At 75.9% G+C, this 20,240-nt stretch carries 15 protein-coding genes and 1 riboswitch; of the genes, 10 read left to right on the plus strand and 5 right to left on the minus strand.

Translation table 11 applies throughout. From position 1 onward, the window contains the following. Positions 1-104: 104 nt before the first annotated feature. The 6 genes from IO39_RS16245 (at position 105) to IO39_RS16270 (ending at position 8,041) form a co-directional block, all read left to right on the plus strand. Positions 105-908 (plus strand): SAM-dependent methyltransferase, encoded by an 804-nt coding sequence (locus IO39_RS16245; RefSeq protein ID WP_043622849.1) that lies wholly within the window; start codon positions 105-107, stop codon positions 906-908. A 99-nt stretch (positions 909-1,007) separates the two neighbouring features. After that, a complete protein-coding gene (locus IO39_RS16250; RefSeq protein ID WP_084772942.1) occupies positions 1,008-1,655 on the plus strand; it encodes an RNA polymerase sigma factor in 648 nt (215 codons plus the stop codon). Then, positions 1,648-2,778 (plus strand): CU044_5270 family protein, encoded by a 1,131-nt coding sequence (locus tag IO39_RS16255; protein ID WP_043622854.1) that lies wholly within the window; start codon positions 1,648-1,650, stop codon positions 2,776-2,778. Before IO39_RS16250 ends, IO39_RS16255 begins: the two co-directional genes overlap by 8 nt. Before the next feature lie 882 nt (positions 2,779-3,660). Further along, complete coding sequence (locus IO39_RS16260) at positions 3,661-6,036, plus strand: VWA domain-containing protein (protein WP_157548405.1); 2,376 nt, start codon at positions 3,661-3,663, stop codon at positions 6,034-6,036. A gap of 2 nt (positions 6,037-6,038) precedes the next feature. Further along, positions 6,039-6,641: a cob(I)yrinic acid a,c-diamide adenosyltransferase gene (cobO, locus tag IO39_RS16265; protein ID WP_043622857.1), complete on the plus strand. Its 603-nt coding sequence runs from the start codon at positions 6,039-6,041 to the stop codon at positions 6,639-6,641. Then, positions 6,638-8,041: a cobyrinic acid a,c-diamide synthase CobB gene (locus tag IO39_RS16270; protein ID WP_169789075.1), complete on the plus strand. Its 1,404-nt coding sequence runs from the start codon at positions 6,638-6,640 to the stop codon at positions 8,039-8,041. The genes cobO and IO39_RS16270 overlap by 4 nt, the downstream gene beginning before the upstream one ends. Here the strand turns inward: IO39_RS16270 and cobN are convergent. Further along, positions 7,996-11,697: a cobaltochelatase subunit CobN gene (cobN, locus tag IO39_RS16275; RefSeq protein WP_043623271.1), complete on the minus strand. Its 3,702-nt coding sequence runs from the start codon at positions 11,695-11,697 to the stop codon at positions 7,996-7,998. The genes IO39_RS16270 and cobN overlap by 46 nt on opposite strands. Positions 11,698-11,923: 226 nt before the next feature. Then, positions 11,924-12,130, minus strand: a riboswitch (cobalamin riboswitch). A gap of 11 nt (positions 12,131-12,141) precedes the next feature. On the opposite strand from cobN, the gene cobG reads away from it, so the two are divergent. The 3 genes from cobG to IO39_RS16290 are packed head-to-tail and all read left to right on the plus strand — an operon-like array spanning position 12,142 to position 15,554. Further along, complete coding sequence (cobG, locus tag IO39_RS16280; RefSeq protein ID WP_211267036.1) at positions 12,142-13,380, plus strand: precorrin-3B synthase; 1,239 nt, start codon at positions 12,142-12,144, stop codon at positions 13,378-13,380. A 57-nt stretch (positions 13,381-13,437) separates the two neighbouring features. After that, complete coding sequence (locus IO39_RS16285; protein WP_043622864.1) at positions 13,438-14,058, plus strand: precorrin-8X methylmutase; 621 nt, start codon at positions 13,438-13,440, stop codon at positions 14,056-14,058. Between the two features lie 5 nt (positions 14,059-14,063). Beyond that, on the plus strand, positions 14,064-15,554 hold the full coding sequence (locus IO39_RS16290; RefSeq protein WP_043623274.1) for a precorrin-2 C(20)-methyltransferase: 1,491 nt from the start codon (positions 14,064-14,066) through the stop codon (positions 15,552-15,554). Between the two features lie 104 nt (positions 15,555-15,658). Here IO39_RS16290 and IO39_RS16295 read toward each other — a convergent pair whose 3' ends face one another. The 4 genes from IO39_RS16295 to IO39_RS16310 form a co-directional block, all read right to left on the minus strand. After that, a complete protein-coding gene (locus IO39_RS16295) occupies positions 15,659-16,435 on the minus strand; it encodes a cobalt-precorrin-6A reductase (protein ID WP_043622866.1) in 777 nt (258 codons plus the stop codon). Continuing rightward, on the minus strand, positions 16,420-17,175 hold the full coding sequence (cobM, locus tag IO39_RS16300; RefSeq protein ID WP_043622869.1) for a precorrin-4 C(11)-methyltransferase: 756 nt from the start codon (positions 17,173-17,175) through the stop codon (positions 16,420-16,422). Before cobM ends, IO39_RS16295 begins: the two co-directional genes overlap by 16 nt. A gap of 61 nt (positions 17,176-17,236) precedes the next feature. Continuing rightward, a complete protein-coding gene (locus tag IO39_RS16305) occupies positions 17,237-18,445 on the minus strand; it encodes a bifunctional cobalt-precorrin-7 (C(5))-methyltransferase/cobalt-precorrin-6B (C(15))-methyltransferase (RefSeq protein WP_043622871.1) in 1,209 nt (402 codons plus the stop codon). Beyond that, positions 18,442-18,828 (minus strand): pyridoxamine 5'-phosphate oxidase family protein, encoded by a 387-nt coding sequence (locus tag IO39_RS16310; RefSeq protein WP_052422965.1) that lies wholly within the window; start codon positions 18,826-18,828, stop codon positions 18,442-18,444. The genes IO39_RS16305 and IO39_RS16310 overlap by 4 nt, the downstream gene beginning before the upstream one ends. 383 nt (positions 18,829-19,211) lie before the next feature. Between IO39_RS16310 and IO39_RS16315 the strand changes: the two genes are divergently transcribed. After that, on the plus strand, positions 19,212-20,000 hold the full coding sequence (locus IO39_RS16315) for an AraC family transcriptional regulator (RefSeq protein WP_043622874.1): 789 nt from the start codon (positions 19,212-19,214) through the stop codon (positions 19,998-20,000). Positions 20,001-20,240 lie beyond the last annotated feature (240 nt).

The following is a 20,240-nucleotide window of genomic DNA, read 5'->3' on the forward strand; positions in this document are numbered from 1 at the left end:
GGGGCTCAGACGGATCGGGGCGCTCAGGCGGATCGGGGGGCTGCCGCGTACCGGGGCCGGCTGCCTATGATCCGTTGATCTGCTCGGTGAGGAGAGGGACGCCCGTGACTGAGACGCCGGACATCCGGGACAGCGCGATCGACACGACCAGGCCCAGCATCGCCAGGGCCTATGACGTCGTGCTGCGGGGCAAGGACAATTTCGAGGTCGATCGCGCCTTCGTGGCCGAGATCGCCAAGGTGGTGCCGGAGATCTACGACGTGGCGACGTACAACCGCCAGATGCTCGGGCGCGGCGTGCGCTTCCTGGTCGGCCAGGGTGTCACGCAGTTCCTGGACCTCGGTTCGGGGCTGCCGACGGTGGAGAACACCCATCAGGTCGCGCAGCGCGCCGACCCCGGCTCACGCGTCGTCTACGTCGACAACGACCCGATGGTGCCGGCCCACGGGCAGGCGCTGCTCGCGGAGAACGCGCTGACCGCCATCGTGCCCGCCGACCTGCGGGAGCCGGCGGCCGTGCTGGGTCACGAGGCCGTGCGGCGGCTCATCGACTTCGGGCGTCCCGTCGGCGTCATGCTGGTCGGCATCCTGCACCACCTGCACGACGACGAGGACCCCAGGGGGATCGTCGAGGCGTACATGGACGCGGTCCCGTCCGGGAGCCACCTGTTCATCACCCACTTCTGCGCCTCCAGCCAGGAGTCGCGCGACGCGGAGCGGAAATACCTCGCCCTGCTCGGCACCGGCAGGTTCCGCACGGTCGCGGAGATCACCTCCTTCTTCGACGGGTTCGAGCTGGTGGAGCCGGGGGTCGTGCCGCTGCCCCTGTGGCGTCCGGAGGCGGCCGTCGCCGGGGAGCTGACCGTGGGGCAGCGGCTGATGTTCGGCGGGATCGCGCGCAAGCCGTGACGGGCCGCGGCGGCCGGGAGGCGGATCGGCGGGAGGGAGCGGCCGCCTTCTTCGCGGAGGGTCGCGAAGAAGGAACGCGGGTTCGGGCAATCAGCTCCGATGACTTCCGTAGAAAGGCTGCCGGTGTATGACCCCGACCCCAGTGCTCCCGTACGACCTGCGCGAACCGGGCGCGCGCCGGAGGAGACGACCGACGCGTCGATCATCGAGCGGTCCCGCGACGAGCCCGAGGTGTTCTCGGTGATCTTCGATCGGTACTATCCCGCGATCCACCGGTACGCCTGCGCCCGGCTGGAGCCCGGCACCGGCGACGACGTCGCCTCCGAGACCTTCCTGGCCGCGTTCGACCAGCGGCACCGCTACGACCCTGCCTGGCCGAGCGCCCGGGCGTGGCTGTACGGCATCGCGACGAACCTGATCGGCCGCCATCGCCGCGCCGAGCTCCGGCTCTACCGCGCGCTCGGCCGGGCCGGAACCCCCGGCGAGGTGGAGAACCACGCCGACCGGGTGGCCGAGCGGGTCAGCGCGCAGCAGCTCACGCCCGCGCTGGCCACGGCCCTGGCCGCGCTGTCCCGGGGCGACCGGGACGCGCTGCTGCTGGTCGTGTGCGCCGAGCTCAGTTACACGGAGGTGGCGCGGGCCCTCGGCATCCCGATCGGCACCGTCGGCTCCCGCGTCACCCGGGCCAGGCGCAGGCTCCGCACGACCCTCGGCCTCCCGGCGCAGGAGGTGGGCGACCGTGGATGAGCTGCGGCAGCTGAAGGACCGCCATGACGCGCTGCCCGGCCCGGACGAGCGTACGGTCGCCGCGGCGCGCGCCCGCCTGCTCGCCCACGCGCACCGGTCCGGGCGCCGGTCTGTGCACCGGTCTGTGCACCGGTCCGGGCGGCGGCCACGGGCACGCCGCTTCCCCTTCACGTGGGGGCTGGGCCTGGCGGCGGCGATGACGGCCGCGGTGGTCGTGATCGTTCCCGTGGTGCGCGGCTCCGGCGACCCGGGGGACGCGGGACGGCCCGGCGCGCTCCCGACGGCCGGCCCCCGCCCGCCGGGCGCCACCGCACCGCCCACCGGCACCGGCACCGGCACCGCGCCGCCGAGCGGTGAGCCGTCGTCGAGTGGCGGCCCGCTCCGGCTGCGCAAGGTCTCCAGCGCGGCGGACCTGGCGGGCAACGCGGCGGCGCTGGCGGCGGCCGGGCCCGATCCCAGGCCGGAGCCGCACCAGTGGGTGTACATCAAGACGGAGAGCGTCGCCGTCGCCGAGGACAGGAAGGGCACGAAAACCTACGAGTTGTGGCGGCGGGCGGACGAGAAGAAGTCCGCCTACCTGGAGGACGGCCGGCTGAAGGTGGTCAAGGGGTCGGAGTTCGAGGTGACGTACCCGTACCTGTTCTCCCTGCCGACCGACCCGGACGCCCTGCTCGCCCGCGTCTACGCGGACGTCGCCGCCGAGGACGCGAAGCGGCGGGCCGGCGCGCCTCGCGGGGTGAGGATTCCGCCGCTGACGGCCGAGCGGCGCGACGCGTGGGCGTTCCAGCACATCGTGCAGGGCATGCGCGACGCCGTGCTGCCCCGTACGCTGCGCGCGGCCATGTACGGCGCGCTGGCCCGCATCCCCGGCGTCCGGTACGAGGCCCGGGCCAAGGACCTGGCGGGGCGGCCGGGGGTGACGCTGTACCGGGTCCACGAGGGGTACCTGCGGGACGAGATCTTCGTGGATCGGGAGACGTACGAGTATCTGGGGTACCGCACGATCGCGGTGCGGGACCACAAGGAGCCGGGGGCGTTCGGCTCGGTCGAGAAGGGGCGGCTCTTCGGCTGGGGCAGCGTCGTGGCGAGCGGCATCGTGGACGAGCCGGGGCGGCGGCCCTGATGGCGGCGGGCCCTGATCCAGCGGGGGTGGATCATCATCATGCGTCACTGTTGACGCGAACCGGATGAAAGGATACGTTCCGGTAGATTTCACGGTTGTCCAAGGGAAATCCGGTGAGATGCCGGTGCGGACGCGCCACTGTATCCGGGACCCAGATCCCGGGAGCCAGGTCGCTTGGCGACCGTGACCTCACGACATGGGACGCGTCAACCCTGAGGAGGTTCCCATGAGTGGGCTCACCACTCCTTCCGCCCTTCCCGTGCCCCGCCCGGCCATCGCGCCGCCACGTCTCGCCTTCCTGGCACGCGGCGCCGCCTCCCGGACGAGCGCCGTCTCCCGGGCGGGTGACACCTCCGGGGCCCGCGTCGTTTCCCGGGCGGGTGCCATCTTCCGGGCGGGTGCCTTCTCTCGGGCGGGTGCCATCTCCCGGGCCGGCGCTGTCCCCTGCGACGGGCGGCGTCTCGTCGGCCTGCCCGGCCGCTGAGGTCCCCGCAGGCACCCCGCCGGTCAAGATCCGCCGGTGCCGGCACTTCTCACCGGGCACGACCGCTTCCGGACGGGACGCGATCGACAGATCCCGAACCGGAAACGTGTCCGGCGGCAGTGGCCGGTCGCGGGGCCGGTCGCGGGGCCGGTCGCGGGGCCGGTCGCGGGGCCGGTCGCGGGGCCGGTCGCGGGGCCGGTCGCGGGGCCGGTCGCGGCCATGGCCGGTCTCCGGTGCCCCGTGGCCGGGGCCGGTGGCCGGTGGCCGGGGCCGGTGGTGCCTCCGGCGGGGCCGACAGCCGTACCCCTGACCCAGGAAAGACCCCGCGTCCCTGCCCACCGCGCCGGCCCTCGCGAGAGACGGCCGGCAGGGCGCGCCGATCGAAAGGTCTGGAAGTTGTGATCGTCACCTATCCGTTCAGCGCCGTGGTCGGGCTCACCGACCTGAAGCTGGCGCTGGTGCTCAACGCCGTCTCCCCCAGGGTGGGCGGCGTGCTCGTACGCGGGGAGAAGGGCACGGCCAAGTCCACGATCGTCCGGGCGCTGGCGGCCCAGCTTCCCGCCGTGGACGTGGTGCCCGGCTGCCGCTTCGCCTGCGACCCGGCCGCGCCCGCCCCCGACTGCCCGGACGGCCCGCACGAGCCGGGGAGCGGGGGCGTCAGCCGTCCCGCCGCGCTGGTGGAGCTGCCGGTGGGCGCGTCGGAGGACCGGCTGGTCGGCTCCCTCGACGTGGAGCGGGCGCTGACGGACGGGGTGAAGGCCTTCGAGCCCGGCCTGCTGGCCGCCGCGCACCGCGGCGTGCTGTACGTGGACGAGGTGAACCTGCTCCACGACCACCTCGTCGACCTGCTGCTCGACGCCGCCGCGCTGGGCACGTGCTACGTGGAGCGCGAGTCCGTCTCCGTACGCCACGCCGCCCGCTTCCTGCTCGTGGGCACCATGAACCCGGAGGAGGGGGAGCTGCGCCCGCAGCTGCTCGACAGGTTCGGGCTGACCGTGGAGGTCAGGGCGTCCAGGGAGCCCGCCGAGCGGGCCGAGGTGGTGCGCCGGCGGCTCGCCTTCGACGCCGCGCCCGAGGAGTTCGCGGCCGGGTGGGCGGCCGAGGAGGCGGCGCTGGCCGCGCGGATCGCCGCCGCCCGGAGCCGGGTGCCGGAGGTGCGGCTGCCCGACGCGCGGCTGCGGCAGATCGCGGCGGTGTGCGCGGCGTTCGAGGTGGACGGGCTCCGCGCCGACCTCGTCACGGCCAACGCCGCCATCGCGCACGCCGCCTGGCAGGGCCGGGACCGGGTGACGACGGAGGACGTGCGCGCCGCGGCCCGCCTGTCGCTGCCGCACCGGCGGCGGCGGGACCCGTTCGACGCGCCGGGGCTGGACGAGGCGCTGCTGGACGAGCTGCTGGAGCGCACGTCGGGCGACGACCCGGACGACGACCCGCCCGGCGGCCCCGGCGCGGGCGATGACACCGGTCCCGGCGGCGGCTCCGACGGAGGTGCCGGTCCTGACGGTGGTCCGGGCGAGGGCGCCGGGCCGGACGGCGCCGGCGGTCCGGGCGAGGGCTCCGCGCCGGACCGGCATGGCGGTCAGGCCGGCCGCGGGCCGGGCGGCGGGGGCGACAGCGGGCGCCGCGACGGCGCGGATGCGTTCGGAGCCAGGACGGACCCGTTCGGGTCCGGGACCGACGCGCAGGGCGGCGGCGGGGCCGGGCAGGCAGGCGGGGCCGGGCGGGGAGAGGGGTCCGAGGCCGCCGGGGACGGCACGCAACAGGGCACCGGCGGCGAAGGGCCCGGCGGGGAAGGACGGGTGGCCGGGGTGGCGCGGCCGTACCGGGTGCCGCTGCTGGACGTGCCGGGCATCGGTGAGGGGGCGGCGGGCCGGCGGTCGCGCTCGCGGACCCCGCACGGCCGGGCCACCGGCTCGCGGCGCCCGTCGGGACGGCTGCGCGACCTGCACGTGGCCGCGACGGTGCGGGCGGCGGCGCCGTACCAGAAGGAGCGCGGGCGCACCGGGCCCGGGCTGGTGCTGCGCGGGGACGATCTGCGCGAGGTGGTGCGGGAGGGCCGGGAGGGCAACCTCGTGCTGTTCGCCGTGGACGCCAGCGGCTCGATGGCGGCCCGCAAGCGGATGACCGCCGTCAAGACGGCCGTGCTCAGCCTGCTGCTCGACGCCTACCAGCGGCGCGACAAGGTGGGCCTGGTGACGTTCCGGGGCTCGGGCGCGGAGGTGGCGCTGCCGCCGACGTCGTCGGTCGAGGTGGGGGCGGCGCGGCTGCGCACCCTGGCGACCGGCGGGCGCACGCCGCTGGCGGCGGGGCTGGTGCGGGCGGCGGAGGTGCTGCGCGTCGAACGGCTGCGCGACCCCTCCAGGCGGCCCCTGCTCGTCCTGGTGACCGACGGCCGCGCGACGGCGGGCGGCGACGTGGACCGGGCCGCCGCCCTGCTGGCGGGCACGGCCGTGGTCGTCGTGGACTGCGAGAGCGGCCCCGTGCGGCTCGGCCTCGCGGTACGGCTGGCGGCGCGGCTGCGCGGGCGGCTCGTACCGCTCGACGAGCTGGCCGACCTCGGCACGGTCGTCCGCGACCACCGGACAGGCGGCCAGCTGACGGGCGGCCGGCGGACGGGCGGCCAGCGGACGGGCGGCCGGCGGACGCGGAACCACGACACCCGCGGCCACCGGACGCGCGACGGCAGATCGCGCGACGGCGGATCACATGGTGACAGGACGCGTGAGGACAGGATGCAGGGCGACAGGCCCCGTAACTACAGGAAGGCTGGTTGAGGATGCCGCAGGGGAAGCCCGCCATGGTGCCCGACGACGGGCTCACCACCCGGCAGCGCCGCACCAGGCCGCTGCTGATGGTGCACACCGGTCCGGGCAAGGGCAAGTCGACCGCCGCCTTCGGGATGGCGCTGCGGGCCTGGAACCAGGGCTGGCCGGTCGGGGTGTTCCAGTTCGTGAAGTCGGCCAAGTGGCGCATCGGCGAGGAGCGGGCGCTCAGGGTGCTCGGCGACAGCGGCGAGGGCGGCCCGGTGACCTGGCACAAGATGGGCGAGGGCTGGTCGTGGATCCAGCGGCCGGGCGCCGAGGAGGACCACGCGGCCGACGCCCGCGAGGGGTGGGAGCAGATCAAGCGGGACCTGGCGGCCGAGACGTACCGGTTCTACGTGCTGGACGAGTTCACCTACCCGCTGAAGTGGGGGTGGCTGGACCTGGACGACGTGCTGGCGGCGCTCACGCGGCGGCCGGGGAACCAGCACGTGGTGATCACCGGCAGGGACGCGCCCGAGCGGCTGGTCGAGGCGGCCGATCTGGTGACGGAGATGGGCAAGGTACGCCACCCCATGGACGCCGGGCAGAAGGGCCAGAAGGGCATCGAGTGGTGATTCCCCGGCTCGTCGTGGCGGCGCCGTCGTCCGGCAGCGGCAAGACGACGGTGGCCACCGGGCTCATGGCGGCGCTGCGGGCCCGTGGCCTGCGCGTCTCGCCGCACAAGGTGGGCCCCGACTACATCGACCCCGGCTACCACGCGCTGGCCACCGGCCGTCCCGGGCGCAACCTGGACCCGTGGCTGCAGGGTGAGGAGCGGGTGGCGCCGCTGTTCCTGCACGGGGCGGCGGGGTGCGACGTGGCGGTGGTCGAGGGCGTGATGGGGCTGTTCGACGGGCGCGGGGAGACGGACTTCGCCTCCACCGCGCACGTCGCCAGGCTGCTGGACGCGCCCGTGGTGCTGGTGCTGGACGTGGCGCGGCAGAGCCGGTCGGTGGCGGCGGTGGTGCACGGGTTCGCCACGTTCGACGCGCGGGTGCGGGTGGCCGGGGTGGTGCTCAACCGGGTCGGGTCGGAGCGGCACGCCGAGCTGTGCCGGGCGGCGCTGGCCGAGGCGGGCGTGCCGGTGCTGGGGGCGATCCCGCGCGACGAGGCCGTGTTCACGCCCTCGCGCCATCTGGGGCTGGTGCCGGCGGCGGAGCGGGGGGCCGAGGCGGTGGCGGCGGTGGAGCGGCTGGGCGCGCTGGTGTCCCGTACGTGCGACCTCGGCGCGCTGCTGCGCCTGGCCGGGTCGGCGCCCCCGCTGGCCACCTCCCCCTGGAGCCCCGGCGACGCCGTGACACACGGCACCGGTGACGGGGCCGGGCACGGCCGTGACGGGGCCGGCGGCGGGGGCCGAGGGCGGCCCGTGGTGGCGGTGGCGGGCGGGGCGGCGTTCACGTTCGGCTACGCCGAGCACGTCGAGCTGCTGCGGGCGGCCGGCGCGGACGTCGTGACCTTCGACCCGCTGCGCGACGAGCGGCTGCCCGACGGGACCGGCGGGCTGGTGTTCGGCGGCGGCTTCCCCGAGGTGTACGCCGCCGAACTGGCCGCCAACGAGCCGCTGCGCGCGCGGGTCGCCGCCTTCGCCGGGCCGATCGCGGCCGAGTGCGCGGGCCTGCTGTACCTGTGCGAGGAGCTGGACGGGCGGCCCATGTGCGGGCGCGTCCCCGGACGGGCGTCGATGACCTCCCGGCTCACGCTCGGCTACCGGGAGGCCGTCGCGCTCGGCCGCTCGCCGCTGACCAGGCCGGGCGAGCGCTACCGGGGCCACGAGTTCCACCGCACCGCCGTGCGGTACGCCGCCGCGCCGCTGTTCCGCTGGGAGAACACCCCCGCCCGCCCCGGCGCGGAGGGCGCCGACGGGTACGGCGACGCCCTGGTGACGGCGTCGTACCTGCACCTGCACTGGGCGGGCGGCCCCGGGCACGCTCAGCGGCTCGTGTCGTCCTCCAGGTCGCCCTCCGTCTTGAGATAGACCTCCTGCAGCCCGCGCAGCACGTCCGGGTCGGGGTGCTCCCACATCCCGCGCTCGGCGGCCTCGAGAAGGCGCTCGGCGATGCCGTGCAGCGCCCACGGGTTCGACTCGGCCATGAACGCCTGGTTCTCGGGGTCGAGCACGTACGTCTCGGTCAGCTTGTCGTACATCCAGTCGGCCACCACGCCGGTGGTGGCGTCGTAGCCGAACAGGTAGTCGACGGTGGCGGCCAGCTCGAAGGCGCCCTTGTACCCGTGCCGCCGCATCGCCGCCAGCCAGCGCGGGTTGACCACCCTGGCGCGGAAGATGCGCGCGGTCTCCTCCGACAGGGTCCTGGTGCGTACGGCGTCGGGACGCGTGCTGTCGCCGATGTAGGCGGCCGGAGCCCTGCCGGTGAGGGCGCGGACGGTGGCGACCATGCCGCCGTGGTACTGGAAGTAGTCGTCGGAGTCGGCGATGTCGTGCTCGCGGCTGTCGACGTTCTTCGCGGCCACGGCGATGCGGCGGTAGGCGTCCTCCATCTGCGGGCGGGCCGCCACGCCGTCGAGGTCGCGGCCGTAGGCGAAGCCGCCCCACACCGCGTACACCTCGGCCAGGTCCGCGTCGTCGCGCCAGTTGCGGCTGTCGATCAGCGGCAGCAGCCCGGCCCCGTACGCGCCGGGCGCGGAGCCGAAGACGCGCATCGTGGCCGTGCGCTCGTCGGCGCCGCTGCCGGCGACGTGGGCGCGGACGTAGTTGTGCTCGTGCGGCTCGTCCAGGCCGGCGACCAGGCGTACGGCGTCGTCCAGCATGGCCACCACGTGCGGGAAGGCGTCGCGGAAGAAGCCGCTGATGCGCACCGTCACGTCGATCCTGGGCCGGGCCAGCTCGGCGAGCGGGATCGGCTCCAGGCGCGTGACGCGGCGGGAGGCCTCGTCCCACTCGGGGCGCACGCCCAGCAGCGCGAGCACCTCGGCCACGTCGTCGCCCGCCGTGCGCATGGCGCTGGTGCCCCAGACGGACAGGCCCACCGAGCGCGGCCACTCCCCCGTGTCGGCCCGGTAGCGCTCCAGCAGCGACTCCGCCATCGCCTGCCCCGTCTCCCACGCCAGCCGGCTCGGCACCGCGCGGGGATCGACGGAGTAGAAGTTGCGGCCGGTCGGCAGCACGTTGACCAGGCCGCGCAGCGGCGACCCGCTCGGCCCCGCCGGCACGTAGCCGCCGTCCAGGGCGTGCAGGACGTGGTCGAGCTCGTCGGTGGTTCGGGCCAGGCGCGGCACCATCTCCGTGGCGGCGAAGGCGAGCACGCGGGTGACCAGCCCGACGTCATGACCCCCGGCCGGCCCGCTTTCCGAAGCCGCCTCCGGAACCTCCGCGACTTCCGGCGTCTCGCGGGCCGGGGCCGCTTCCGTGACCTGCGGAGCCGCCTCCGCGAAGGCGGTCTGCGGAGCCGTCCGGGCGAGCACGGAGCGTGCCACCTCCGGGGCCGCCTCCGGCGCCCAGCCGCGTTCCTCCATGCCCTCCACCAGGGCGCGGGCGACCGCCTCGGCCCGGTCCACCGCGCCCAGCCCGGCCGTGCCGTCCTCGGCCAGGCCGAGCGCCTCGCGCAGGCCGGGCAGCGTCTCGCGGCCCGCCCACATCTGCCGGGCCCGCAACATGGCCAGCACCAGGTCGACCCGCACCCGCCCGGCGGGCGCCTGGCCGAGCACGTGCAGCCCGTCGCGGATCTGCGCGTCCTTGACCTCGCACAACCAGCCGTCCACGTGCAGCAGGAAGTCGTCGAACTCGCTGTCGTGCGGCCGGTCGGCCAGCCCCAGGTCGTGGTCGAGGCGGGCGGCCTGGATCAGCGTCCAGATCTGCGCGCGGATGGCGGGCAGCTTGGCCGGGTCCATGGCGGCGATGGTGGCGTGCTCGTCGAGGAGCTGCTCCAGCCGGGCGATGTCCCCGTACGTCTCCGCCCGCGCCATCGGCGGCACCAGGTGGTCGACCAGCACGGCGTGCGCCCGCCGCTTGGCCTGCGTCCCCTCGCCCGGGTCGTTGACCAGGAAGGGGTAGACCAGCGGCAGGTCCCCGATCGCCGCGTCCGTGGCGCACGCGGCCGACATGCCGGCCGACTTGCCCGGCAGCCACTCCAGGTTGCCGTGCTTGCCCACGTGCACCATCGCGTGCGCGCCGAACTCGGCCGACAGCCAGCGGTAGGCGGCCAGGTAGTGGTGGCTGGGCGGCAGCTCGGGGTCGTGGTAGATGGCGATGGGGTTCTCGCCGAAGCCGCGCGGCGGCTGCACCATGACCACGAGGTTCCCGGCGCGCAGCGCGGCCAGCACGATGTCCGTCCCGTGCTCGCCCTCGTGCACGAACAGCTCGCCGGGCGGCGGGCCCCAGTGCCGCTCCATGGCGGCGCGCAGCTCTTCGGGCAGCGTCCGGTACCACCGCTCGTAGGAGGCGGCGGAGATCCGCACCGGGTTGCCGGCCAGGTGCTCCTCGGTCAGCCAGTCCTGGTCCTGCCCGCCGGCCGCGATCAGCGCGTGGATGAGGGCGTCGCCGTCCTGCTCGGCCACGCCGGGGAAGCCCTCGCCCAGGTCGTAGCCGGCCTCGGCGAGCCGGGCCAGCAGCCGTACGGTGCTGGCCGGGGTGTCCAGGCCGACGGCGTTGCCGACGCGGGAGTGCTTGGTCGGGTACGCCGACAGCATCACGACCAGGCGCCGCTCGGCGGGCGGGACGTGGCGCAGCAGGCCGTGCCGCACCGCGATGCCGGCCACCCGCGCGGCCCGCTCGGGGTCGGCGGCGTAGACGGTCAGCCCGTCCTCGTCGATCTCCTTGAACGAGAACGGCACCGTGATGATCCGCCCGTCGAACTCGGGGATCGCCACCTGGGAGGCGGCGTCCAGCGGCGACAGGCCGTCGTCGTTCTCCTCCCACGCCGTCCTGCCGGTGGTCAGGCAGAGGCCCTGGAGGATCGGCACGTCGAGGCCGGCCAGCGCGCCCACGTCCCACGCCTCGTCGTCGCCTCCCGCGCCGGCGTCGGCGGGGCGCGCGCCGCCCGCCGCCAGCACCGTCACCACCAGCGCGTCGGCGGCGCGCAGGGCGTCGAGCAGCTCGGGCTCGGCGGTGCGCAGCGAGGAGCAGAAGATCGGCAGGGCCCGGCCGCCCGCGTCCTCGATGGCCGCGCAGAGCGCCTCGACGAACGCGGTGTTGCCGGCCAGGTGATGCGCCCGGTAGTACAGCACGCCCACCACGGGCCCGCGCTCCGACCTGGCCGCCCGCTCCAGCCGCCCCCACGACGGGGTCGGCGCGGGCGGCGCGAACCCGTGCCCGGTCAGCAGGACGGTGTCCGACAGGAACGCGTGCAGCTCGGCCAGGTTGGCGGGCCCGCCGTGCGCCAGGTAGGCGTGGGCCTCGGCGCAGACGCCGCCGCTGACCGTGGACAGCTCCATCAGCTCGGCGTCCGGCGCCTGCTCCCCGCCCAGCACCACGACCGGCCGGGGGCCGGCCAGCAGCGCGTCCAGCCCGTCCTCCCAGGCCCGCCGCCCGCCGAGCAGCCGCACCACGACCAGGCCGACGCCCTCCAGCAGCGCGGGCAGGTCCTCGGGCAGGAGCCTGGCCGGGTTGCCCAGCCGGTAGGCGGCGCCGCTCGCGCGGGCGCTCAGCAGGTCGGTGTCGGAGGTGGAGAGCAGCAGGACGGCGGGGCCGTCCTCGCCGCTCGCGGCGCGCTCGCCGGGACGCGGATGGACGGCACGGCCGTCGTGGGGGCGCGGGTGACCGGTACGGCCGCCGTCGGGGCGCGGGTGGCCGGCAGGGCGGTCGCCGGAGCGCGGATGAACGGCACGGCCGTCGTCGGGGCGCGGGTGGTCGGTACGGCTGTCGCCAGGCACGGCGCATTCCTCCCTCGGGGTCCTCGCCCCGGTCGTGGGTGACGCGACGGCAGGAGTCTCCTGGCTCCCGGATCAGCGCTCACCCCGGCCTTCCCACCCGTCGCCGGGCAGTGGCCTGCGGTGGGGTTCGCTCCCCGGTCACAGTGGCGGGACCGCGCCGGTTTCGCACCGGCTTCCTCCCTTTGCCATCGCCTACCAGGAGACTACGGCAAGAGCGGCCTTCACAGAACTGGCGTTACCATCCTCTTCGTGTCCATAGCCGACTTTTCCGGGCGGATGCGTCCTGACGCCTGTCCGGGCGCGCTACAGGTACACGAGGCCGCCGACGGTCCTCTCGCCCGGGTCCGCCTGCCCGGCGGCGCGATCTCCACCGCCCAGCTCCGCGAGCTCGCCGCCTGCGCGGACTGGCTCGGCTCGGGGGTGATCGAGCTGACCTCGCGGGCGAACGTCCAGGTGCGTGGGCTGCGCTCGCCCGCCGCCTTCGCCGCCCGCGTCGCCGCCGCCGGCCTGCTGCCGTCGGCCGCGCACGAGCGGGTGCGCAACATCGTCGCCTCCCCGCTGAGCGGGCGCGGCGCGGCGGGGGTGCTCGACGTGCTCGCACTGGCCCGGGCCCTGGACCGTACGCTGTGCGCCCGCCCCGAGCTGGCCGCCCTCCCGGGACGCTTCCTGTTCGCCCTCGACGACGGCACCGGCGACGTGACCACCCTCGGCGCCGACGTCACCTACACCCCGTTCCCCCCCGCCGGGACCATGACCTCGCCGCCCGGGCAGCCCGGCACCGGCCGGGTGCTGCTCGCGGGCCGGGACACGGGGCTGGTGGCCGGCCCGGACGCCGCCGTCGCGCTCATGGTCGCCGCCGCCGGGGCGTTCCTCGACGAGCGCCGCGAGCAGGCCCCCGAGGACGCGACCGCCGCCTGGCGGATCCACGAGCTCACCGACGGCCCCGCCCGCATCACCGCCCGTGTCTCCGCCCGCCTGCGCGACCGGCCGGACGAGCCACAGGCCGCCCCGCCCGCGCCGTCAGTCCCTTCGGCGCGGGCGGTGGCGCGGCGGGCCGGGCGGGTCGGGCAGCGGGACGGGCGGGTGGCGCTGGAGGTGCTGGTGCCGCTCGGCCGGCTGTCCGCCGCCCAGGCGCGGGCGCTGGCCGGCAGCGGGCCCGAGGTGCGGCTCACCCCCTGGCGGACCGCCGTCCTCCTGGACCTCTCCCCCGCCGGCGCGGACCGCGCGGAGCGCGTGCTCACCGCCGCCGGCCTCGTCACCGACCCCGCCTCCCCCTGGGCCGGCGTCACGGCCTGCACGGGACGCCCCGGCTGCGCGAAGGCGCTGGCGGACGTGCGGGCGGACGCGCGGCGCTGGGTGGAGAGCCTCGACGCCGCCCCCGAGACCCCCGTCCACTGGGCCGGCTGCGAACGCCGCTGCGGCCTGCCGCGCGGCCCGGTCGCCGAACTGATCGCCACCGGCGACGGCTACCGGCGGCGACAGCGGTGACGGCCCCCGCCGAACCGGGCCCACGATGAGGACCGACCGTCACCGAGAAAGGCAGACGTGACCGACTACATCCGCGACGGCGCCGAGATCTACCGGCGCTCGTTCGCGACCATCCGCGCAGAGACCGACCTCACGGGCCTGCCGCCCGACGTGGCCCAGGTCGCGGTGCGGATGATCCACTCCTGCGGCATGACCGACCTGGTCGCCGACCTGGCCTGGTCCCCCGGCGTGGTCGCGCGGGCCCGTGAGGCGCTGCGCCGGGGCGCGCCCGTGCTGTGCGACGCCATGATGGTGGCCTCCGGCGTCACCAGGCGCAGGCTGCCCGCCGCCAACGAGGTGCTGTGCACGCTGCCCGACCCGCGCGTGCCCGGCCTGGCCGAACGCCTCGGCACCACGCGCAGCGCCGCCGCGCTGGAGCTGTGGCGCGACCGCCTCGACGGCGCGGTGGTGGCGATCGGCAACGCGCCGACCGCCCTGTTCCGGCTGCTGGAGCTGGTCGCCGAGGGCGCGGGCCGGCCGGCGGCGGTGCTGGGCATCCCGGTGGGGTTCATCGGCGCGGCCGAGTCCAAGCAGGCGCTGGCGGACAGCGACCTGGAACACCTGGTGGTGCACGGCCGCCGTGGCGGCAGTGCGATGACCGCGGCGGCGGTCAACGCCATCGCGAGCGAGACGGAGTGAGCACGATGCAGGGACGCCTGTACGGGGTCGGCCTCGGCCCCGGTGACCCCGAGCTGGTCACGGTGAAGACCGCCAGGCTGATCGGCGAGGCCAACGTGATCGCCTACCACGCCGCCAGGCACGGCCGCAGCATCGCGCGCTCGATCGCGCAGCCGTACATGCGGGAGGGGCAGATCGAGGAGCTGCTGCTCTACCCGCTGACCACGGAGACCACCGACCACCCGGGCGGCTACCAGGGCGCGCTGGACGACTTCTACGCCGACTGCGCGCGGCGGCTGGCCGCGCACCTGGACGCGGGCCGGACCGTGGTGGTGCTGGCGGAGGGCGACCCGCTCTTCTACGGCTCGTACATGCACATGCACAAGCGGCTCGCCCACCGCTATCCGACCGAGGTGGTGCCGGGCGTCACCTCCGTCAGCGCAGCCTCCGCCGTGCTCGGCCGGCCGCTGGTGGAGCGGGACGAGGTGCTGACCGTGCTGCCCGGCACGCTGCCCGCCGACGTGCTGGCCGAGCGGCTGCGCGACACGGACTCGGCGGCGGTGCTCAAGCTGGGCAGGACGTTCGGGAAGGTGCGCGACGCGCTCGCGGAGGCGGGGCGGCTGGACGACGCCTGGTACGTCGAGCGCGCCACCATGGGCGCCGAACGGGTCGCGCCGCTCAAGGACGTGGACGAGGACGGCGTGCCGTACTTCTCGCTGGCCCTGCTCACCAGCCCGGCCGAGGCCACGTTCGTGCCCGAGCCGGCGCGCGCCGGGGCCGGGGAGACCGGGGGTGAGGTGGTCGTGGTGGGGCTCGGGCCCGCCGGGCGGCCCTGGCTCACGCCCGAGGCCCAGGAGGCGCTGGCCGCCGCGACCGACCTCGTCGGCTACGGCCCGTACGTGGACCGGGTGGCGCCGAACCCGCGCCAGCGCCGGCACCGTACCGACAACCGGGTGGAGGCCGAACGCGCCAGGCACGCTCTTGAGCTGGCCCGCGACGGCGCGCGGGTGGCCGTGGTGTCGTCCGGCGACCCCGGGGTGTTCGCCATGGCCAGCGCGGTGATGGAGGCGGCGGCCGACTTCCCCGAGGTGCCGGTGCGGGTCGTGCCGGGGCTGACGGCGGCGCAGGCGGTGGCCGGCCGGGCGGGCGCGCCGCTGGGCCACGACTACTGCGTGCTGTCGCTGTCCGACCTGCTCAAGCCGTGGGAGGTGGTGGCGGAGCGGCTGGCGGCGGCGGCCCGGGCCGACCTGGTGCTGGCGATCTACAACCCGGCCTCGCGCAGCCGTACGTGGCAGCTCGGCGCGGCCCGCGACCTGCTGCTCGAACACCGCGACCCGGCCACGCCCGTGGTGATCGGCCGGGACGTCGGCGGCGAGCGGGAGAGCGTCACCGTCACGACGCTCGGCGAGCTGGACCCCGGGCAGGTGGACATGCGCTGCCTGCTGATCGTCGGCTCCTCGACGACCCGGATCACCGAACGCGGCCTCGTCTACACCCCACGCCGCTACCCGGCCTGAGGACCCCGCACCACCACCCGGCCTGCCCCTCAGGCCCCGCACCACCACCCGGCCTGCCCCTCAGGCCCGCGCCACCACCCGGCCTGCGCCCGGGTCCCGTGCCGCTACGCGGTCCGGACCCAGGCCGCCGCCGTCTCCACGCTGTCCACCAGGCGGGCGCCGCGCGGGAGCGGCGGCCGGTCCACCATGATCACCGGCAGGCCCAGCTCGCGGGCGGCGACGAGCTTGGCGGCGGTCATGGCGCCGCCGCTGTCCTTGGTGACCAGCACGTTCAGGCGGTGCTCGCGGATGAGCGCGCGTTCGCCCGCGACGGTGTAGGGGCCGCGGTCGAGCAGCACGCGCACGTGGGGCGGCAGCGGCGGCTCCGGCGGGTCCACCGACCTGGCCAGCAGCCACGCGCCCGGCACCGGCGTGAAGACCGGCAGGCTACGGCGTCCCGTCGTCAGGAACACCCGCGCCCCACCGGCGAACTCCGCGCCCCGACCAGCCGCGCCCCCGGCGCCGTCGGTCAGGAGGGCGGCGGCGGCCTGCAAGGAGGCGACCCGCCGCCAGGAGTCGCCCTCGCCCTCCCGCCACCCCGGCCGCCGCAGGACCAGCAGCGGCACTCCGGTGGCCGAGGAGGCGGCGACGGCGGAGGCGGTCATCCGCGCCGCGAACGGATGGGTGGCGTCCACCAGCACGTCGATGTGCTCGGCCAGCAGCCAGGCGGCCAGCCCCTCGGCCCCGCCGAACCCGCCCTCCCGCACCTCGCCGACCGGCAGGCGCGGGTTGGTGACCCGCCCGGCCAGCGACGACACCACATGCAGGCCGGGGTCGGGAGCCAGCGCGGCGGCCAGGGCCCGCGCCTCGGCCGTACCCCCCAGAATCAGGACGCGCCGCACGTCCGGTCCCTGGTGGCGCTGTAGAGGTGGCTGTCGGGGAACTGGGAGGCGGACAGGACGCGTCCGACGACGATCACCGCCGTACGGCGGATGCCGGCCTCGTGCACCCGGGCCGCGATGTCCGCCAGAGTGCCGCGCAGGATCACCTCGTCGGCCCTGCTGGCCCGCGCCACCACCGCGACCGGGCAGTCGGCCCCGTAGGAGGGCAGCAGCTCGGCCACGACGGCGTCGATCCGCTGCACGGCCAGGTGCAGCACCATCGTGGCCGCGCCGGCCCCCAGGGTCGCCAGGTCCTCGCCCTCGGGCATGGGCGTGGCGCGCGCGGAGGTGCGGGTCAGGATGATCGTCTGGCCGACGCCGGGCACGGTCAGCTCCCTGCGCAGCGCGGCCGCCGCCGCCGCGAACGCCGGCACGCCCGGGACGACCTCGTACGGCACCCCGAGCGCGTCCAGCCGGCGCATCTGCTCGGCCACCGCGCTGAAGACCGACGGGTCTCCGGAGTGCAGGCGCGCGACGTCGAGCCCGTCGCGGTGCGCGTCGGCGAACTCGGCGACGATCTCGTCGAGGGTGAGGTTCGCGGTGTCCACCAGCCGGGCCCCCGGCGGGCAGGAGCCGAGGAGTTCACGGGGCACCAGCGAGCCCGCGTACAGGCAGACCGGCGACGCCTCCAGCCGCCGCAGCCCGCGCAGCGTGATCAGGTCGGCGGCGCCGGGCCCCGCCCCGATGAAGTACACGGTCATGAGACGTCCTTCCCGGTCACGGAGCACATGGGCGTCGCGGGCCGCCGGAGCGCGCTGGTCATCAGGCGTCCTTCCTGGTCACGGACCATACGGTGACGGGCATGGCGGGGCGCCAGCCGGTGAAGCCGCCCACCGGTGAGGCCCGCTGCACGGCCAGGCGCACCAGCTCGCCGCCGAGCCGGCCGTACCACTGGCCGACGAGGGCCTCGGACTCCAGCGTGACGGCGTTCACGACGAGCCTGCCGCCGGGGCGCAGCCGCTCCCAGCAGCGGTCGAGCAGGCCGGGGGCGGTGACGCCGCCGCCGACGAACACCGCGTCCGGTTCGGGCAGGCCCTCCAGCGCCGCCGGGGCGCGGCCCTCGACGACGCGCAGGGACGGCACGCCGAGCCGGTCGGCGTTGCGTCGCAGCGCGGCGGCGCGGTCGGCCCGGTGCTCGACGGCGACGGCGGCGCAGGACGCGTGGCTGCGCATCCACTCGATCGCGACGCTGCCCGCGCCCGCGCCCACGTCCCACAGCAGCTCGCCGGGGAGCGGGGCGAGCCGTGACAGGGTGACCGCGCGGACCTCCCGCTTGGTGAGCTGGCCGTCGTGCTCGTACGCCGCGTCGGGCAGTCCCGGCACGCGGGCCAGCGGCTCGGCCCCGGGCGCGAGGGCGCATTCGACGGCGATCACGTTCAGGGCGGAGCCGGCGGGGCCCGTCCAGGTCTCGGCGGTGCCCTGCCGCAGCGTCTCGGTGCCGGCGCCCAGGTCGGACAGGACGGTCATGGGGCTGGGGCCGTACCCCTGCCCGGCCAGCAGCCCGGCGACCAGGGACGGCGACTCGCGGCCCGCGCCCAGCACGATGATCCGCCGCCCGGGCAGCACGGCGGCGTTCAGGGCCTGCGGCGGGCGGCCGACGAGGCTGACCACCTCGACGTGCTCGACCGGCCAGCCGAGCCGCGCGCACGCCAGCGACACCGACGAGACGTGCGGCAGCACCCGCACGGCCGCCGCCCCCAGCAGCCGCACCAGCGTGGAGCCGATGCCGTAGAACATGGGGTCGCCGCTGGCCAGCACGCACACCTCGCGGCCGGCGTACCGGTCGAGGAGCGCGGGCAGCGCGGGCAGCAGCGGCGACGGCCAGGCGACGCGTTCGGCGGCGCAGGCGGCGGGCAGCAGGCCGAGCTGCCGGGCGCCGCCCATGACGATCTCGGCCGTCTCCAGCGCGCGCCTGGACGGCTCGGGCAGCCCCGCCCAGCCGTCCGCGCCGAGGCCGACGACGGTGATCACACGTTGCCCAGCACGCGGGTGACCCGGATCTCGATGACGACCCGGGAGGGGTTGGCGCGGGGCGGCTTGTAGCGGGCCGCGTACCGGCGCTCGGCGTCGGCGACCTGGTCGGGCTCGGTACGCACCACCGCCATCCCTTCCAGCGTGGACCAGCGGCGGCCGTCCACCTGGCAGAGCGCCACGGGCGCGCCGGCGGCCCCGATGAGCCGGGCCTTGGCCGAGGAGCCCGAGGTGATCACCCGGGCGATGCCGGTCGGCAGGTCCAGCGTCGCGCCCACCGGTGTCACGTGCGGCGGTCCGCCGGGGCGGGCGGTGGAGAGCGTGCACAGGTGCCGCTCCCGCCAGAAGGCGGCGAACGCGCCGCCCTGCTCGACCAGGTCCACGATCCTCCTCGGGGTGTGCCTACTGGGGGCACTAGATTGTGACAGCCACCCCCCTGCCGCAACCGCCCAGCCCCACCCTTCCCACCTGCCGACTGCCCCTGACGCCGTGCGCGCGCCTTCACCGGTCGCCACGACCGGAATCGGCCGGCCTGCCGGCGCGGATCAACGGCGACGAGCGCGCCGAGCCCGAACGGCTTCCGCGGGCCCCACCCGCCTGTGTGGTACCAGCCGGGCGATCGGGTGCGCCTCGTCGCCTTGGTAGTCCTTACACCCCGAGCCCGCCTGCGTCTCGGGTGGCGGGGGGACGCCCTCCGGCAAGGGCGTGGCGGCCGGCACCGTCGGTATGGTGAAGGAATGCCGCTCGTGTCATGTTTCGTCGTGTCATGACCAGGGAGATCCGTACGCTGCCCGTCGTCGAGGCGGGGCCGGTCGAGATGCCGTTCACGATCCTGAGCTGGAGCGAGGTCTTCGACCGCGACACCACCTGGAACGAGCACTCCCACCCCTTCCACGAGCTGCTGTGGAACGAGCGGGGCACGTCCACGGCCGTGGTCGGGACGCGGGTCTGGACGGTCACCCCCTCGCTGGGCCTGTGGATGCCGGCGGGCACGCTGCACTCCGGCTCGGCGACCACCGGCACCTGGTGCCGCGCCAGCTTCTTCGGCTTCGGGGCGGTGACCTCGATCTCCCTGACGCCCGTCGGCGTCGAGATCACCCCGCTGCTGCGGCTGCTGCTGGAGCGGCTGGCCGACACGGAGCTGCCCATGAGCTCGCGGGCGGTGACGGAGGCGATGGTGCTCGACGTGCTCACCCCCTCCTCGCACGAGCTGCTCCTGCAGGTGCCCACCTCCGACCTGCTGCGCCCGATCGTGGAGGCGGTGCAGGCCGACCCCGGCGACCCTCGTACGCTCACCGACTGGGCCCGCCACCTCGGCGTGAGCGCCCGTACGATCACCCGCGCGTTCAACGCCGAGACGGGCACCAGCTTCGCGCGCTGGGTCGCGGCGGTGCGCGCGCAGCACGCGGTGGCGCTGCTCACCCGGGGCTGGGAGGTCGACGCGGTGGCCGAGGAGGTCGGCTACCGCTCGGCGAGCTCGTTCGGCGCGGCCTTCCGCCGGACGACGGGGCTGACCCCCGGCGCCTTCCGCACCCGCCCGGACCACCGCCTCTGACGCTCCCGCCCGAGCCGGCGGGCCCTGACGCTCCCGCCGAACCAGCGGGCCCTGACGATCACGCGCGGACCAGCGGGCCCTGGCGGTCGTGTCCGCGCCCCGCGTGTCCCGATCTCTACAACGCGTGTCTCAAACGATTGATTGCGACAAGTCGCCCATGTCTCCTAAGGTGCGACCAAAGGCAAGCCTTACCTAACTTTGGTACTCGAGCGGTACGGTGCACCACTCCACGGACGCAGA

It is taken from the genome of Nonomuraea candida, from assembly GCF_000725485.1.
GTDB lineage: Bacteria > Actinomycetota > Actinomycetes > Streptosporangiales > Streptosporangiaceae > Nonomuraea > Nonomuraea candida.